The following is an 18429-nucleotide window of genomic DNA, read 5'->3' as shown; positions in this document are numbered from 1 at the left end:
TGCGCTTCCAACCATTTGTAATCAAAAAAACTTGATGCTGATTTTCAGCATCAAGTCCTCACCCTTAACTCTTTTCGTTTATAAGCCTAATTTCTCAATAACTTCATCTACAGTCTTGTCAATACCAACACCTGTCAAAAATGGAAGTCCTTGAACAACAGGCGTATCAAATTTTTGAGCAACACGCGCTGTTACAATAACCAAATCAAAGTCCGGCGCCTTCATAGGAAGTTCCGCTACGGTACATTGTTGAATCTTTACTTCTTTCAACAAACCGCGTTTTTCCAAAGCTGCCTCTAATTTTTTTGCAGCCATTGTTGATGTAGCAATACCTGTTCCACAGGCAACTAAAACTCTTTTCATCTTTATCTCCTCATATTCTGAATTTATAAGTCCTCTAAACTTTGTATTAGGATAATTATATCATACCGATAGACAAGACGAAAGCCCGCAAACCTGCGGACTTCCCATCTTTCCCTAAACATGCACTTTTCCCTTTTTTTGTTCGACTATCTATGCTTTTTTCGGCAAGTGGATACAACGTTTCAATGCATCTGCACAAGCTTCCATAAAGGCTTCTGAATACGTTGGATGACCGTGAATCGTATCTGCAATGATATCCGCAGGTACTTCGGCTGCCATCAAGGCTGCCGCTTCATTGATCATCTCTGCTGCAGCTGGTCCATAAATATGGGTTCCAATTAGCTCGAAGTATTTGGGTTCAACAATTACCTTGATCATGCCAACCGTTTCACCTGAAGCCAAAGCACGGCCATTTCCCGAAAATGGGAACTTGCCCACTAGAACTTCACCATATTTCTTTTTGGCTTCTGCTTCAGTCAAACCGACCGAACCAATCTCCGGTAATAGATAAACCGCAGACGGTACGATGGAAAGATCCACAAGTTCAGCATGACCCATAGCGTTGGCTGCTGCTACCTCACCCATTTTGAATGCAGCGTGCGCAAGCATATGACGTCCATTGATGTCGCCTGGGGCATAAATACCCTTCACGCTTGTTTCCATCTTGTCGTCAACAACCACACGTTCGCGATTCATTTCAAGATCCAATTCACCAAGTCCCGAAAGATCTGGTACACGACCGATGCTAACAAGAGCACGTTCTCCAATAATGGTGTCTCCGCCATCAATTGTCACAGTCACTTTGTCAGCTTGGCCTTCAAACTTCTCAACCTTACGACCCGTTAAAATCGTAATACCTTTTTTCGTAAATTGTGTACGAAGCGCTTGCGAGATTTCCAATTCCATCATTGGCAACAACTCATCAGCCAACTCAACAATCGTCACCTTGGTTCCATAGGCATTAAAGATCTCTGCCATCTCACAACCGATGACTCCGCCGCCGATGACTACCAAGCTCTCGGGCACTTCTTTCAAATCCAAAATCGTATCACTTGTCAAAACGCGTTCATGATCAATACCTGGAATCGGAATCTGAGCTACCTTGGAACCGCCAGCCCAAATAATCTTCTTGGTTTCCAGCTCTTGGCCAGATGCCAATCGAACTTTTTTATCTGCGGTAATAAGGCCAAGCTCGTTGTACTGGTCCACTCCGTAGCTTGTCAAAAGACCCGCAACGCCAGAAGTCAACGTATTCACAACTTGATCCTTGTAGCCAACAATTTTCTCCATATCCAATTCAAAACTCGCGTCGTTAAAGAGAATACCTCTTGAAGCTGCATGTTTCGCATGCTCTAAAATCTCCGCATTTTTGACATAAGTTTTTGTTGGAATACAACCACGATTCAAACAGGTACCGCCCACGCGGATCTTCTCCACTAGAGCAACTTTACCACCAAGCTGTGCCGCTTTGATCGCTGCAACATAGCCAGCAGGACCACCACCCAAGACAACCACATCATAAGCATCGGAGGCAACCGCCTCTTGATTCGCTTCTGGTTCTGCTTGATCCTTCTTGGAAACAGCCGGTGCCGCAGATACTGCAGCTTGTGCCGCTGATACTTCTTCACCTTCCGCGCCAATAAATCCAATTACAGTAAATACAGGCAATACATCGCCCTCTTTAGCGAGTTGTACAAGCAAGACACCAGAGGCTTCTGCTTCCACGTCCATATTTACTTTATCCGTCAAGATCTCCAAAACTGCTTCCCCTTGTTCAATCGGGTCGCCAATCTCTTTGTACCAACGTACAATCGTTCCTTCATCCATGGCCATACCGGCCTTTGGCATAATAATTTCTGCTGCCATTGCTTCTCCTCCTTATAACATCAAGTACGGATTCTCAAGATTTTGTTTGAGGGTCTGCAAGAATTTAGCAGCCGGTGCGCCATCAACAATGCGATGGTCAAAGTTGATTGTTGCATTCATCATGGATCGAATTGCAATCTCTCCATTCACGGGTACACAACGCTCAATAATTGCGCCTACACTCAAAATTGCCGCGTTCGGTTTATTAATGATCGCAGTGAATTCCGTAATGCCAAACATGCCTAAATTTGAAATGGTGAAAGTACTTCCCTGCATCTCATCTGGTAAGATCTTGCCTTTCACCGCACGACGACCCAAGTCTTTCGCTTCGACAACCAATTTTCTGAAGTCTTTTTGATCCGCATTTCGAATCACTGGCACAACCAACATGCCTTCTGCTGTTGCCGCTGCAAATCCGATATTGATATTGCCATGTTGCAAGATGCCCTCATCCGTCAAAGTGGAATTGATTCCAGGATGCGCTCTCAATGCTTTAGCCACAGCCAAGATCACCATATCGTTGAAGGAAGGCTTCTCACCAATAGAATCTTTATAAGCATCCACCAATGATTTTCTCATCTCGATAGATTTTGTCATATCAATTTCAATAGTCAAAGTTGCATGAGGAGCTGTAAAGAAGCTTTCTTGCATCCGATCGCCAATGACTTTTCGAATTCCCTTGTACGGAATCAAGGTATCTTCCACCTTGGCTTCCATAACGACAGGCGCTGCCTGCTGTTGAGTCGCCATCAAATCAGCCTTCAACACACGTCCGCGTGCACCGCTTCCAGCAATCGAATCTAAATCCACACCCATGTCCGCTGCTATACGCTTTGCAAGAATAGAAGCATCTGCTTGAGGGCGGAATTCCAAAACATCAACAGCATGAATTCTGCCTTTGGCTCCGCTTCCTGGAACACTGGCCAAATCAAGACTCTTGTCTCTGGCAATCTTTCTTGCTGCTGGTGTTGCACGTAGCTTCCCATCGGAAGTCACTTTCGCCACTGGAGCCGCTGCTACTGCTTTCGCTGTTGCAGTCTCCTCAGGTGCCGCAGCCACTGTTTCAGCTGATGCTGTCGCTTGGGGAACTGCTTCCCCCTCTGCGCCAATATACCCAATCACCGTAAATACAGGAAGAACATCGCCCTCTTTTGCTAATTGCGCAAGCAAGACGCCTGAAGCCTCTGCTTCAACATCCATATTTACTTTATCTGTTAAGATCTCCAAAACTGCCTCGCCTTGTTCGATGGAGTCGCCTACCTGCTTGTACCATTGTACGACGGTCCCTTCGTCCATAGCCATGCCAGCCTTGGGCATAATTACTTCTGCTGCCATCTTTTCACCACCTAACCGCGGTTAACCGCTTTTTCAATCGCTGCAACAATTTCATCTACCTGAGGAACAACGGCAGCTTCCAATGTTGGGTTGTAAGGAATTGGTACATCTTTGCCGCAAAGTCGTTGAACCGGCGCGTCCAAGAAATCGAATGCGTCGCTTTCTGTAACACTGGCAATAATCTCACCTGCATAGCTGCCGGTTTGAGCTGCCTCTACAACAACAATCAACTTGCCAGTTTTCTCAACAGACTTAATGATGGTATCCTTGTCAAGAGGTTGAAGGGTACGCGGGTCAACAACTTCAACACTGATACCTTTTTCAGCCGCAATTTCAGCTGCTTCCAAAGCACGTTGAACCATACGTCCGTAAGTGACAATGGTCACATCTGTACCTTGTCGCTTGACATCAGCGACACCTAATTCAATAATAAAATCGTCTTGATCTACAGGCACTTCACCTTTTGTTCGGTACAAAAGTTTTTGTTCAATAAAGACAATTGGGTTGTTATCACGAATCGATGCTTTCAATAGTCCATAGGCATCTGCAGGTGTTGATGGTGTTACCACCTTGATTCCCGGTACATGGCAGAACCACGCTTCCAAAGACTGTGAATGCTGCGCTGCCGCTCCAGTTCCAGATCCACCCGGTGTACGGCATACCATAGGCACCTGTGCCTTGCCACCAAACATGTAACGCATTTTCGCAGCTTGGTTAACCAAAGCATCCATTGAAATCGTAAAGAAATCAGAGAACATGATCTCCATAATCGGACGAAGACCTGTTGCAGCCGCTCCGGCTGCTGCTCCGGCGATTACCGCCTCTGAAATTGGTGTATCTTTCACGCGTTTTTCGCCAAATTCATCTAGCATGCCTACAGAGATTCCGAAGGCACCACCGTATAGTCCGATGTCTTCTCCCATGAACATAACATTTTCGTCACGTCTCATTTCCTCTGACATCGCTTCTCGAATCGCTTCCGCGTACGTCATTGTTTTCATTTTTTTCCCCTCCTATGCGTAAACGTCTTCTGTAAGTGTGCTGACATCAGGTTCTGGACTGTTCCAAGCGAACTCGAATGCATCTTCAATATCTTGTTTCGCTTTGGCGTCCATGGCATCCACTTCTTCCGCCGTCTTAATTCCTTCTTCAATCATATGGTTGCGAAGTCGAAGAATCGGATCTTTCGCCATCCATTCTTTTCTCTCTTCCATGGTTCTATAGGCCTGTGCATCAGATTTTGAATGACCGTCCCAACGATAGGTCTTCGATTCAACCAAAACAGGTCCCTTGCCTTCGCGACAATGTTTCGCTGCTTCTTGTATAGTTTGATACACATCAAATACATCATTGCCGTCACAGATTACACCCGGCATTCCGTAGGAAGCCGCACGATCTGCAATGTCGGTAATGTTCATATGTTTTTCAAGTGGATTACTCATTGCGTACAGGTTGTTCTCGATGTAAAAAATTACGGGAAGTTTCCAAATACTAGCAAGGTTTAGTGACTCATGGAAGTTTCCTTCATTGGTCGCACCGTCGCCTGCAAAGCAAAGAACTACATTCCCAGTCTCTTGATATTGTTGAGTGAGAGCCGCACCGACAGAGATAGAAAATCCTCCACCTACGATTCCATTAGCACCCAAGTTGCCACTTTCGATATCGGCAATATGCATAGATCCGCCCTTGCCTTTACAATATCCGTTAGCGCGACCTAAAAGCTCAGCCATCATTTTTTTCAAGTCAACACCAAAGCCGATTGCCGCACTATGACCACGATGAGATAAAGAAGCTTTATCACCTTCATCCAAGGCCATACAAGAAGCAACACCAGACGCCTCCTGTCCAATAGAAAGATGGGTTGTGCCATGGATCATACCTCGTGCAAATCCCCATTTTACTTTTTCTTCAAATGCGCGCGCCTGATTCATACGCAGATACATTTCCAATAGTGTTTCGCGTTCAATGCTCATTTTGTTCCTCCCTTTCTTATTCGACCTTTGACAGTGATAACACCGCCTGAGCCGTTTCATAATCTGTAATCAATACATTCACAATTTCCCCGCGAATTCCTCCCAGAATCGCTTCTATTTTCTCCTCGCCACCCGCAACACAAATTCGTTTGGGAATCTTTCTCATCACCTCGAGTTCCGGCGACATAACATGCTCATCAAATGGCGTGGTTATGGATCTTCCTTGAATGTCGAAATATCGAAATACTACATTCCCGACTGCCCCTCTTGCTTGCAAATAATCAAGCTGGCTGCGTGTTAAAAGATGTTCTCGAAATGGAGTGAGATGTTGACCTACGCCTCCGAGACTGACCATCATCAAGTCACATAAGCTCATTTGATTGAAAACTCGGGCCACACTGGGTTCCTTACGTAAAATTGTCATGGCTTCAGGGCTTTCCATAAACAAGGGGGTGTGGAGCAAATAGGGTGTGCCTCCTAGGACATCCGCCATGACCCGAGTGATTTCACCTGATTGTTTCTTCCAGTACTTATTGATATCGGCGACTACGCCTTGTCCATCGATATCGATGGGCGCGCCTCCGGCAAATTGCACGATCGATCCTCGAAAGCTTTGTCGGGGTTTTTTCAAGTGATCTGTCATATAGCCAAGGGTTCTTCCCCATGCGATACCGACATTGGTTTGTGGCTTGATCACTCGATCCAAATACTCTGCTCCGGCTTTTCCCAATTGATTCAAAAGAATATGCAGATCAGAATCCGATTGAATAACAATCGCTTCTTCCAATCCCAATTCTGCTTCCAAGCTTTTCTCCAGTTCCACATACTCATCCAAGGAATCATCAATCGAAATTTGAACGATTCCTTCTGGAATCAATCGCTTCATCATTCGATTCACCTTTTGACGTGAGAGGCTCAATCGTTTTGCAATTTCATCTTGGGTCATCCCCTCGTCATAGTACATCTTTGCAATTTTTATGAGCTGCTTTTTTTCTAGATCCATTTTACTCTCCTGGTATGTTTTGTGTTGAGTATGAGCATTTGCTCAGCACTTGTTCTTTTGTCACTTGTATTGTAACACGGCTTCCTTTTTCATGCAATGGAACAAACAAAAAAAGAACGAAAATTCCTTAGAATTTTCGTTCTCACTCACTCTTACTCTTTATGATCCGGATTCTTCTCCGGGCTTTTTTTCGCATTCTTCGCAGCCTTCTTTTCAGCCAACATCCGATTATGGTACTTGAGGTCGTTAGGGTTTAACTTATACTCCAAATCGTGAAGCCAAAAAGTTAAGTCTTCAGCATCCTTGTACTTGTCAAAGCTTAACCAATATCGTCCCTTTGTTCCATCTTCGTCAGCAATACGAATAAATACCTTTCGACGAGGATCTAAATCCTTGATCCGAAATTGCGCCAATTGATTTAAACGGAATCGTTTGGTTCGACCAAAGGATGTCATTCGAATTTCACGATCATCGATTTCGATTTTTTCCGGATGGGTTCCTTGAACCACCATTCGAAAAGCAGAAACCAGCCCTACAAGGCCAACCATGGCAAATAAAGGCCATCCCGGCACCTGTTTGATTGTCTGCCACAACCCATAAGATCCAATTACCACCATCATCAACGCCTGCAATTGAATCGCCACCAAAACGCGTGTATGTTGATATACTTTCATCCTTTTATCTCCCTTCACACCATTCGATCAGCATCAATACATCTTCCCTAGATGCTTGTCTCGGATTTTTTTTCAGCGATCGAGAAAGAAAAGTCTTCTCTAAAATCGACTCTTCATGGCCTCGTTCGTACCCAGCTTGGCTCAAGGTTTTCGGAATCGGAAGAAGACTCAACCACTTGCGAATTCCAACTTCCGCATCCTCCATTCCAAGAGCCTTTGCAATCTGCTTATAGTCCCCTTCGCAAACCACTCGATTAAATCGTATCGCCTCGGGCAATAAAATCGCATTGGCAACCCCATGAGAAATATGAAATTCAGCACCTAAAGGGTGAGAAATCGCATGAGCGATCCCAACACCGGTCTGAGAAAATGCCAGTGCAGCAAGAGCAGAACCCTTGGCCATTAAAAGCCTAGCCTCCCGGTCTTCTCCGTTCTCACAGGCCGGAATCAAACCCTTGCCAATGGCTTCAATTGCTTCCAAGGCAATGGCCTTGGTCACCTCATTTGCAACAGTTGACGTATAAGATTCAATGGCATGAGTCAAGGCATCCATTCCTGTGGCCGCTGTCAAAGCGGCAGGCATCGAAATCGTCAATTCAGAATCAATCAAAGCGACTTCCGCCTGAAACCAACTTGCAGCAATGCTCTGTTTGTTCTTTGTCGTCTTGCTATACAACACGGCATTTAGCGTAATTTCACTCCCTGTTCCCGCTGTTGTTGGAATCCCGATAAAGGGAATATTCTTCTTGTCAAAGGTCTTAAGATCCATACAAGCTTGCGTCGATTCATCCAAACCATAAAGTCCAGCAGTCGTCTTTGCCACGTCCATGGCGCTTCCTCCGCCAAGGCCGATCACAAATCCAGCGCCAAATTCTCGAGCCGCCTTTCTGGCCATATCTGCCATCTCTGTTGTAGGTTCACAGCTTACCTGATCATAAACCAAGCAATCAAAGGCCGCTAATTCTTCCAGTACCCGGTTCAAAGTTCCTGAACGCTTGACCGAGTTTCCCCCGGTTATGATCATTCCTTTTTTGGAAAATCCCTTCATTTCCTCCGCAAGTTGTTTTAATACACCCTCGCCAATCAAAACTCGCTTCGGCAATGTCAATGCAATTGTATTCATTGCTATTCCCCCTTTTCCCCAGTGTACCCGGTTTTTCTATTTATTGTCCATAGGTATTCAAGAAAAGCTCACGATTATAGTCAATCTCTTCTTGTGGTAGACGTTCTACCATACCCATTGTTTTCGCTAGATAAAGGACCTTCGCTGCATCTTCACACATGACCGCTGCCACCAAACCATGGCGGACGTTGGTTCCCACAGCTATGACCCCATGATGAGCCAAAAGACAAGCGTTCGAGTTGCCAATATGGTCGACCACTTGAATACCAATGGTTTCACTTCCCGGTCTCGTATAAGGTGCGCAAGGTACATCGCTGCCCACTTCATTCGCTAGGGTTGTCAAAGCACAAGGAATTCCTTGATTCAAAATTGCAAAACTCGTTGCATAAGGTGAATGCGTATGAATCACACAATGCAAATCTGGACGATGTCTCAGAATATACAAAAGTCCCATCATATCCACAGAGGGTTTCATTTCACCTTCAATAACATTCCCATCAATGTCCACTACGACCATATCGTCTGGTGACAACAATTCATAGGCGATCCCACTGGGTGTTATTACACAATATCCAGTTTCAGGGTCGCGACCCGTCACATTACCGCCGGTCAGTGTAACCAATTTATTCGTTTTCAATGCCAGTGCCGCCTCCAGCACTTCTTTTTTCAATTGTTCCAACATCACTTTACTCCCCCTATATGAATCCTGTCTCAAACCTAATTTGAGCCCTACCATCTTTGTCCTGCTTAAAAAAGAAGAACCCGGCGATCGCCAGGCTCTCCGTCCAATTCTTATTCTGCTTTTGCGTCTGCAATAATTTGCTTGCGATTCCAGAATGCCAAAGCGATTGATACTACGCCCAAAACACCTGCGCCAATAACGCCCATGTTCATCAACTTAGTGATTCCCCATGCCATTGGATTCGCGCCATCACAGATAGAAGAAATCTGAGTTGCTCCACCCATGTCAAAGTTTGCTGCAATTGCCATTTCAGTATGAAGTGGCGCCAAGTCTGTTGCAATCAAAAGACCTGCTGCTACAATAACGAAACCAATGATGAATGTACGGAAGAAGTCGCCCTTTGTAAACGGTACAACCAATACGAACATAAACGGAATTACCGCCAAGTCAGCAAAAGGAAGAACCGTATTTCCAGGAAGAATCAATGCCAAGAAAATCGTGATTGGTGTTAACAACAAAGCAACTGCCAATGTTGTAGGATGTCCAAGACCAACTGCCGAGTCCAAACCAATGTACATTTTACCACGGTTCTTGAATCGTTTTTCAATAAAGATTTGAGCCGCGTCTGAAATCGGGATCAAGCCTTCCATCAACATTGCTGCCATACGAGGGATCAAGATCAAGACACCACCCATGGTAACACCTAGTTGTAAGACGCCTGCAACATCGTATTGTGCCATAACACCAATGATAATACCAATTACAGTACCTACCAATAGAGGCTCTCCAAATACGCCTAAACGTTTTTGTACTTTTTCTGGATCGATGTTAATTTTGTTAACTCCAGGAATACGCTCAAGAATCGCATTCATTACAAGTGCAATTGGAGCATACGCGCCAGAGAAACCGTGTGGAATCGAAACGCCAGGAAGTCCTAGGAATTCTTCAACGCCTGGAGCCGTACGGTCAGCGATTACCATGGTGATAATCATGTTCGCAACAGCTGCAAATGCGCCCAATGCGAATGATCCAGTGATGCCTTGAACCAATGCGCCTGTGAAAGCAAAATGCCAGTAGTTCCAGATATCAATGTTTACTGTTTGTGTTGTGTTTGTCAGAAGCATAACAATGTTAACAGCCAAACCGATAGGAATGATAACCGCACCGATTTGAGAACCGAAAGCAATCGCTGCTGCTGCCGGCCAACCAACATCAATTGTTGTTAGGCTTAAGCCAAAGTTTTCGACCATGGTTTGTGCCGCTGGTCCTAAGTTTCCGCCCAAAAGGCCAATTACCAAGTTCAAACCGATGAAACCAACTCCAACTGTCAAACCAGAACGAAGCGATTTCCCGAATGATGCACCGAGAATCATACCAAAGATCGTCAATAGAATCGGCATCATAACCGATGGTCCAAGACCTACGATGAAATTAAGAATAGCCATAAAATAAATCCTCCTTAAAAATTTTATTTAAAGCCCGAAGGCTCCAAAATCTCTATAAACCTAACGCATCAACCACTTTATCAGTAGTCTTGTCCATTTGAACACCTGTCAAATAAGCTAAACCTTGAATAACTGGCGTGTCATATGTACCTGTAGCATTGGATGTGCAAATTACCACATCGAAATCATTTGCTTTAAAACTCAATTCTGAAACCCTACATTGACTGATGACAAACTGTCCCTTTAAACCACGAGATTCCAATTGAGTCGCAAGTTTTTTGGCTGCCATTGTTGAAGTACAGATCCCTGTTCCACATGCTACTAAAATCTTTTTCATTGTATTTCCCCCTTTTTTTATAAAACGCTGGTAATCGCTTCAATTACTTTACGATTGCTAGGCGCTTCACTTATGGTTTTTAATAACTCTGGGTCCGATAAAACACCCATCAAGGTTGAAAGCAATTCAATTTGTGCATGAGGCTCTTTAACAGCCAGCATAAACATCACCTTCACATCCACCTTGTCGTCGTCCGAAGCCATCACAGTAAATGGTACAGGGTCTTTTAAGATCCCAATGGCTACTGCCGGCTCATTCACGTGCTCAACATCGGTGTGTGGAATTGCTACGCCAATACTGCCAGTCGGAAGCCCAGTTGAAAACACCTTTTCTCGCTCCATAATCGCATTGATGTAACTTTCTTTTACCATTCCTTTTTCATGCAAAAACATTGCCAGTTTTTCAATTGCAGCTTGATCACTGGATGCTTCCAGATCCCGTACGACTAAATCCTGTCGCAACAGCCCTATAGATTCCATCATATTCCTCCTACTAATTCTTTAAACTTTTTATAAAAACTTCCTTATCATGGAATGTCTTTAATCGATTGATAAATTCTAAATCCTGAAATAACTCGTGTAGACTAAGCACCCATTCCATCGCATCTTCTTGGAAAGCCAATAGGAAAATGAATTGAACCTCAAAGCCATCTTTCCAGATAATCGGCGTTTTTAGTCTCATAAATGAAACTGCATTGCGTCGAATCGTCCGCGGGTCTGCATGGGGAATCGCGATTCCATTGTCCAAGACGGTCACACCTTCGGTCTCTCGCTCCAAAACAGCGGAGACAAAACCTTCTGTGACAAGCCCTTCCGCTATCATTGGTTCAGCCATTTGCCGAATAATCGCTTCCTTCTCCTGGCTTTGCTCATCCAGCCAAATTCGATTGATGTCAAACAAGGCTTGCAAAGAACCCTTTGAATGAGAAGGATATGGAATATTCCGCTCCAATAAGTGATGGAGTCGATTTACACCTTCCGTGTGGATCATCTCTTCCAATGAAAAGAAGGGCACTTCTGGCACATTGGGATTGACTGTTCCCAGTATGCCTAAAACATGATATCGCTTCATCGTTGTGCGGATTAAATAATTCAAATTCTCATCAATGGCACCAATGGGAATAATATGAATATTTTCTTCATATTCCTGAGTAATATTCCGTACAAGATTCATAATTTTAAGCGCTGATCCCTCGCCCGTGATACAAATAGTAATCAAAGCGAATTCCTTGTGTTTGTTTTTTTGTCGTTTGGCAATCCGGCTAATATATTTTGGATCCTCTTCCAAGGTATCCGCGACCACGTCCAAATCTGCATTAGGCAACATCGCCCGGCGAACCCCTTCAATCACCATCAAGGTATCCACTCGACCAAGACTGCGCGTTCGAATTGATGTTTCCCGGGTAATAATTTCTCCGAATGTGACCAAAGAACCCATATCTACCAAGAGCAATACCCCGCGCCCCTCATCGACATTTTTCACCATATCGAGGGTTCGTGCCAAAGCAGCTTCTGGTTTTTCATCCAGAGACATACACACAGACCGGCAATGATTGACACCCAATAGTCGATTGGCAACATCAGCCATGCCCTGCGCTACTGTACCGTGACTGACTACAATAACACCAACTCGCGCCTGATCCTCCTCTTCCTTTTCCATCATATTCAAATACATGGCAATAAATCCAGCCTCATCTTCCGGAAGGACCAAATCAATTTCATTTTCAATGATTTGAACCATCTCCAGAGCAACAGAGTATTCATATCCATGCTTGCGTTTGATGTTTTCTAGATTTGGATTGCGTACGGTTTTTCCTTCTTTCAATCGCTCAATCGTTGTGGAAACATGGATCGCCAACACATAATAAAGTCGGTCCCCATCAATCTCCAACTTTCGCTTTGCAATTCGAATCATCTGATCCACAATACTGATAGTTTCAAAACCAACAATATTAGCCAGTTCATTCTTTTTGATCGGTTTTACATTCGCTTCGAACCTGTGAACCAATTGCTTCAACTTGTTCTCTGTTTCATTTCCGATCATATAGTTAACCAATTCATCGCCCAATTCCTGAGATTTTAAATCGGCATAACGCTGTTCTATATATTGATAGATTTCCTGTGAAAATCCATACAATCCATCTTTAATAAATACCTTCTTGGTTCCCATGTCAGGCCCAACTTGAAAATCATTCAAACCAACTAATTCTTCAATCGCTTGTCGATTCCCTTCATATTTCAGCAATCCCCGCTTTGCAGATTGTGGTAACTCATCCACCGTAATCACAATTTCCTTGGATTGACCCACAACTTGTTTCAAAAACCCACGGGCTGCCGATACCTGTACGTCACTCTTTAACTGCCCCACATTTCCCGGGCAATCATAAAGCAGCAAGCATCGTATGGCTTCGTTGGTCACTCGAATATCGCGGTTGGTTCGAAAGGCTTCTCGAGATACCAAGGCATGCACAATTTCTACCCGTTCCTCGATCGGTCGATCCGCAAGATTCGGCACTTCAATCACCATAGGAATCCGTCTACGAAAGGTCATCAACAAATTTGAATCCGGATTTTCCGTTGTAGCAGCTACAATGGTTACCTGCGCTTTTCGTGTAGCATCCGTCTCTCCCAATCGTCGAAAACGACCCTTGTCGATCAAATAAAACAAAAGTTCTTGTCCTTCTGGCGGCAAACGGTGAACCTCATCCAGAAATAAGATACTTCCATTGGCTTGTTCTACCAAGCCCTTTCGATCTTTCTCTGCTCCCGTAAAGGCGCCTTTCACATAACCAAACAGTTGTGCCATCAATAATTGTGGATTATCCGCATAATCAGCACAATTAAAAAGAATCATATCTGAGTTACTATTGACCACACCCTGCTTCTTCGCAAAATCAAACATGGCATGAGCCAGTTCACTTTTCCCGACTCCGGTTTCTCCCAGGATCAAGGTATGCAATCCATGGGGCGGATAAAGCATCGCCGCTTTGGATTGTTGAATCGAATGCTTCATGCTTCCGGATGCACCAATCAACGTATTAAAGGCAACATCTGCAGCAGCAACTGGGTTCGATCTATTTTGCTTTGAAAGATTGGGCTTCGTTTCATTGCCAATTGACAGCTCATCTTCAATGTTTAGCTGATCAAGCTTTCCCTTCAGGGTTCTCACACTTTGACGAGATACTTGAAAGCCTTCCGCCTTCAACCGATCTGTCAAATCACGCTCCGAAAGACTCTCTTTTTCTTCCATAATCTCAGTCATTCGTTTCGCCAAAATTCGTTCTCGTCGGGCTCTTGAATTTAATACACCCATTTCTTTTCGTGTCAGGGTTACCAATTCTCGGCGTACCCCCAATAATTTAGCAATCGCTTGATCACTTAAGGGATTTTTCATGTCTTCAGTTGCGATAATTTGTCGAATCCGTTCTTTCATGATTCCCTCCACCTCATACTATTGCAAGTCTCATGCCAAACCGAAACATACCATCCAAGTTCGGGCAATTTTGGCGTATTTTCCAATGAAAACCTTTTCTCACAACCAAAGTATACCACGAACCATACCATCCCGCCAAATAATTCCAAACAAAATCCCAAAAAAACCAAACAAAAAAACCCAGCTTCCGCTGGGTTATTTCCAATTCCATAAAATTGCCTTGGCAAACTTCAAATCCTCCGGGGTGGTAATCTTAATATTATCATAATTTCCCATCACCATATGAACCGGATAGCCCAGCTGTTCCACCAGCGAACTGTCATCTGTTGCCTTAATCTCTTCATCTTGTGCACGCAAATGAGCATCCACAATAAACTCATAGACAAAACTCTGTGGAGTTTGTACAGTCCAAAGACTCTTTCTCTGGGGCGTGTATCGAATCTTTCGTTCCGGGTCAATTACCTTGATCGTATCTTTCACGGGTACGCCTACAACGCAAGCGCCATATTCAATCACCCCTTTAATACTGTCAAGAATGAGCCGCTGATTGACAAAAGGACGTGCACCGTCATGAATCAAAACGATATCACACGCCGGATCCACCGACATCAATCCATTAAACACCGAATCCTGCCGTGTTTCCCCTCCAGCAACAACCGCTCTCACCTTCGAAAATGGATATTCCAATTGGAATTCCGCCTGCATATACGGCAATTCTTCCTCTTTCGCCACAACCACAATCTCATCAACTTCCTCACATTTCTGAAAGGCTTCCAAGGTATGCGCCAAGATGGGGCGATTCTCCATAATGATAAATATTTTATTCATATCATGTTCCATCCGTGTGCCCATTCCCGCTGCAGGTATAACCGCAGAAATAAACTTGCCTTCATAACTCATGGTTCTCTATTTCCTCCATAAAAAAGTGGTTCGATAAAATCGAACCACTAATGATGATTTCTTTTTGCAAAAATCATTCGGCCCGCCGCAGTCTGTAAAACACTGGTAACGGATACAGTAATGGTCTGTCCCACCCATTGTCGTCCATTTTCAACAACAATCATGGTACCATCATCCAAATATGCAACGCCTTGATTGGCTTCTTTTCCTTCTTTGATAATCAATGCTGTCATCATTTCACCCGGCAAAACAATCGGTTTAACGGCATTGGCCAACTCATTGACATTCAACACCTCTACCCCTTGAAATTGTGCAAGCTTATTTAGATTGTAATCATTGGTTACCACCTTGCCGTTCAATTCTTTGGAAAGCTTTAACAACTTCGAATCCACTTCAGCAATCTCAGGAAAATCCTTCGACGAAATTTGTACTTCAATGTCCAGTTCTTTTTGAATTCGATTTAAGATATCCAACCCTCTTCGACCCTTTTTTCGCTTTAAGTCATCAGAAGAATCAGCAATATGCTGAACCTCGCCCAAAACGAATTCCGGCACAACTAAAGGACCCTCTAAAAAACCAGTTTCACAAATATCCGCAATCCGTCCGTCAATAATCACGCTGGTGTCCAAGATCTTTGGAATCGATCCACGTTTCTTTTTCTTAGCCCGATTCCGACTAGATTCTTTACTAGAACGTTGAAAATTTTGTTGTAGGGCCAATAAATCATCCTTGCGTTGCAAGGGTACCATAATACCCAAGTATGCAAAAAACACATACACCACAATGGAAATATAGGCTCCCACCCGCGGAATTTGCATCACCAAACTAGAAATTAAATAGGCGATAATCAGACCCAAAATCAATCCAATAGCGGATAAAAGTATATTCTCCAATGGAATCTTCCGCATGTCCTGTTCAATTCTTTCCATTTTCCCTTGAAAAAACGTGATTAAACGGTTTGAGCTTATAAAGAAAATAATTCCGAATAGCAGGGCGAAAACGCCATAATAACCAAATAATAACGCAACCGATCCAAACAATTTCTCCACTGCGGGAAATAGAAAGAAAACAAAATTTCCGACGCCGATCCCAATCGTCATTCCCACTAAGGAAATTAACAATTTCATTACTTTCTTGATCGACAATGAACTTCCTCCTTTACCTTATTTTATGAGATACATTCATTTACTTCTACTTGAATGACATCTGTTTCTTTTCCACTGGCCAAAGCCAACTCACTGATCAGCATCTGCTGAACATCTGACAACATTTTTCTTTCGCCTGTCGATAAACCGCGTTCTCGATCTCGTATAAAAAGATTGCGATACACATCTGCAACTTCTGCAATATCTCCGCCCTTGATCTTTTCCATATTCGCTCGAAAGCGCTTGTTCCAATTTGATTCCATTTCAGTTTGTTCAGACGTAAGAATATCATAAACGGCTGCAATCTCCGCTTCCGTAATAACGGGACGTAATCCAACCTCTAATGCACGTTCTTCCGGCACTGAAACCGTTAAATCTGATGAAAGCATTTGTATAATTAAATAGATCCGTCTTTTTCCCAAGACTGTTTTTTCTTCAATACCCTCAACCGTTCCTGCTCCATGGCTTGGATATACAACCTGATCCCCAACTTTAAACATAATATACCTCCCTTTAGGCTACTAATTCCATTATACCATAAAGTGGGATAAAACAGAAAAGCATTATATCAAGGGACTTTTAAATTGTCAAGAATGTGATGCGTTTTTTTCATGAAAAAAAAGAAAGATCCTTGTAATCTCCCTCATTTTACCACAGAAAAGAGCGTTTAAAAGGATCTTTCAAAAATGTTTATAAATTCCTTACATTTGTGTGGGTATGCTTCATTCAAAGATCGCATCGATCGCTTGACGAATGGTTTTCACCCCGACTAATTGGATGGAAAAAGATGATGTTTCCAACTGAGATAGATTTGATTTTGGTAAAATCACCTTGGAAAACCCAATTTTCTCCGCTTCCAAAATACGCTTCTCAGCAAATTGAACGCTACGAATTTCTCCAGTCAATCCAATCTCTCCCATTACCGCAATTCTCGGATCGATAGCTGTATCTCTAAGAGAGGAAGCAATGGCAGCAGCAATTCCCAAATCGAGGGCCGGCTCCTTCACACTGATCCCGCCTGCCAAATTTAAGTAGGCATCAAAGATTTGTGTTTGCATCCCCAAATGTTTTTCCAACACAGCCAGTTGCAACAAAATTCGACTCTGGTCCATCCCATTGACCACCCGACGTGGATTTCCAAAAGCAGTTTGGCTTAAAAGGGCTTGAATCTCGACCAGCATGGGTCGTGTTCCTTCGATACTTGGTACCACCACAGATCCAGAAGCGTGTTCAGGTCGTTCGCTAAGTAAGAATTCGGAAGCATTCTCTACCTCCACCAATCCCTCTGTACGCATCTCAAACATTCCAATTTCATTGGTAGACCCAAATCGATTCTTAACCGCCCTCAAAATTCGGTAAGCATTGTATCGATCGCCTTCAAAATAAAGTACGGTGTCAACCATATGTTCCAAGACCCTGGGTCCGGCAATGCTACCTTGTTTGGTCACATGCCCGATGATAAATGTTGGGATTCGTTTCCCTTTGGCGATCTGCATCAATCGGTTGGTACACTCCCGCACCTGGCTCACACTTCCCGGCGCCGATGTGACTTGCATGGAATGTACGGTCTGAATCGAGTCAATAATCAGGCAATCCGGTTTCTCCAAATCAATAGATACCTCCACCTGGTCCAAATCATTCTCGGCCAAGACCAACAAGGAATCTTCTAAGGCACCTAATCGCTCAGCCCGCATCCGCAGCTGTTCTGCAGATTCTTCCCCAGAAACATACAAAACCGTCAAGCCTTGATTGGCCAAGTGGGTAGCTACCTGCAAAACAATTGTTGACTTACCGATTCCTGGATCCCCACCAACTAGCACCATGGAACCAGGAACCAAGCCACCACCCAGCACTCGGTTGAACTCATTAATTCGCGTATCGATCCTTGTATATTGCCCCATCTTCACTTCAGACAAGGACTGAGGCTTACTCGAGGCTCTCGCACTTCGAGTCGCAGCCGATCTTATTTCCTCTGCTTCTTCCACTAGGGTGTTCCACTCTCCACATCCAGGACAGCGGCCCATCCATTTTGGACTTTCATATGCGCAGTTTTGACAGACAAACTTGGTTCGCATCTTTGCCATTTTTACTCCCCCATTCCATCCTAGTATAACAAATTCAAAACAAGAAAACACCTGTTCTTATGAACCG

17 protein-coding genes are annotated in these 18429 nt (G+C 43.9%); all 17 read right to left on the bottom strand.

What is annotated here, in order from left to right; translation table 11 throughout:
- Window positions 1-78: 78 nt before the first annotated feature.
- Window positions 79-363, bottom strand: coding sequence for a PTS sugar transporter subunit IIB (locus tag AC25CA_RS05330; RefSeq protein ID WP_486816015.1), 285 nt, complete (start codon window positions 361-363; stop codon window positions 79-81).
- Window positions 364-513: 150 nt separating this feature from the next.
- Window positions 514-2229, bottom strand: a complete 1716-nt coding sequence (lpdA, locus tag AC25CA_RS05325) for a dihydrolipoyl dehydrogenase (RefSeq protein ID WP_486816014.1) — start codon at window positions 2227-2229, stop codon at window positions 514-516.
- Between the two features lie 12 nt (window positions 2230-2241).
- A complete protein-coding gene (locus AC25CA_RS05320) occupies window positions 2242-3564 on the bottom strand; it encodes a dihydrolipoamide acetyltransferase family protein (protein WP_486816013.1) in 1323 nt (440 codons plus the stop codon).
- Window positions 3565-3575: 11 nt separating this feature from the next.
- The gene (locus AC25CA_RS05315) at window positions 3576-4565 is read right to left on the bottom strand and encodes an alpha-ketoacid dehydrogenase subunit beta (protein WP_486816012.1); all 990 of its coding nucleotides are present in this window, start codon (window positions 4563-4565) and stop codon (window positions 3576-3578) included.
- A gap of 12 nt (window positions 4566-4577) precedes the next feature.
- Complete coding sequence (locus AC25CA_RS05310) at window positions 4578-5537, bottom strand: thiamine pyrophosphate-dependent dehydrogenase E1 component subunit alpha (RefSeq protein WP_486816011.1); 960 nt, start codon at window positions 5535-5537, stop codon at window positions 4578-4580.
- Between the two features lie 16 nt (window positions 5538-5553).
- A complete protein-coding gene (locus tag AC25CA_RS05305) occupies window positions 5554-6540 on the bottom strand; it encodes a sugar-binding transcriptional regulator (RefSeq protein WP_486816010.1) in 987 nt (328 codons plus the stop codon).
- Between the two features lie 152 nt (window positions 6541-6692).
- Window positions 6693-7214 (bottom strand): hypothetical protein, encoded by a 522-nt coding sequence (locus AC25CA_RS05300; RefSeq protein ID WP_486816009.1) that lies wholly within the window; start codon window positions 7212-7214, stop codon window positions 6693-6695.
- 4 nt (window positions 7215-7218) lie between these two features.
- On the bottom strand, window positions 7219-8337 hold the full coding sequence (locus tag AC25CA_RS05295) for an iron-containing alcohol dehydrogenase family protein (RefSeq protein ID WP_486816008.1): 1119 nt from the start codon (window positions 8335-8337) through the stop codon (window positions 7219-7221).
- Between the two features lie 40 nt (window positions 8338-8377).
- Window positions 8378-9019, bottom strand: a complete 642-nt coding sequence (locus AC25CA_RS05290) for a class II aldolase/adducin family protein (RefSeq protein WP_486816007.1) — start codon at window positions 9017-9019, stop codon at window positions 8378-8380.
- Window positions 9020-9129: 110 nt separating this feature from the next.
- Window positions 9130-10464: a PTS galactitol transporter subunit IIC gene (locus AC25CA_RS05285; RefSeq protein WP_486816006.1), complete on the bottom strand. Its 1335-nt coding sequence runs from the start codon at window positions 10462-10464 to the stop codon at window positions 9130-9132.
- Between the two features lie 52 nt (window positions 10465-10516).
- A complete protein-coding gene (locus tag AC25CA_RS05280; RefSeq protein ID WP_486816005.1) occupies window positions 10517-10801 on the bottom strand; it encodes a PTS sugar transporter subunit IIB in 285 nt (94 codons plus the stop codon).
- 17 nt (window positions 10802-10818) lie between these two features.
- The gene (locus AC25CA_RS05275; RefSeq protein ID WP_486816004.1) at window positions 10819-11283 is read right to left on the bottom strand and encodes a PTS sugar transporter subunit IIA; all 465 of its coding nucleotides are present in this window, start codon (window positions 11281-11283) and stop codon (window positions 10819-10821) included.
- Between the two features lie 10 nt (window positions 11284-11293).
- Complete coding sequence (locus tag AC25CA_RS05270) at window positions 11294-14233, bottom strand: sigma 54-interacting transcriptional regulator (RefSeq protein WP_486816003.1); 2940 nt, start codon at window positions 14231-14233, stop codon at window positions 11294-11296.
- Window positions 14234-14428: 195 nt separating this feature from the next.
- Window positions 14429-15133, bottom strand: coding sequence for a 2-C-methyl-D-erythritol 4-phosphate cytidylyltransferase (ispD, locus tag AC25CA_RS05265; protein WP_486816002.1), 705 nt, complete (start codon window positions 15131-15133; stop codon window positions 14429-14431).
- A 47-nt stretch (window positions 15134-15180) separates the two neighbouring features.
- The gene (locus AC25CA_RS05260; protein WP_486816001.1) at window positions 15181-16278 is read right to left on the bottom strand and encodes a PIN/TRAM domain-containing protein; all 1098 of its coding nucleotides are present in this window, start codon (window positions 16276-16278) and stop codon (window positions 15181-15183) included.
- Between the two features lie 23 nt (window positions 16279-16301).
- A complete protein-coding gene (locus AC25CA_RS05255; protein ID WP_486816000.1) occupies window positions 16302-16778 on the bottom strand; it encodes a CarD family transcriptional regulator in 477 nt (158 codons plus the stop codon).
- 222 nt (window positions 16779-17000) lie between these two features.
- Window positions 17001-18362, bottom strand: a complete 1362-nt coding sequence (radA, locus tag AC25CA_RS05250; protein WP_486815999.1) for a DNA repair protein RadA — start codon at window positions 18360-18362, stop codon at window positions 17001-17003.
- Window positions 18363-18429: the final 67 nt, after the last annotated feature.

This window comes from Gottschalkiaceae bacterium SANA (assembly GCA_036323355.1).
Taxonomy (GTDB): Bacteria; Bacillota; Clostridia; order Tissierellales; family GPF-1; genus GPF-1.
This window is presented reverse-complemented; position numbering and strand designations above follow the sequence as displayed.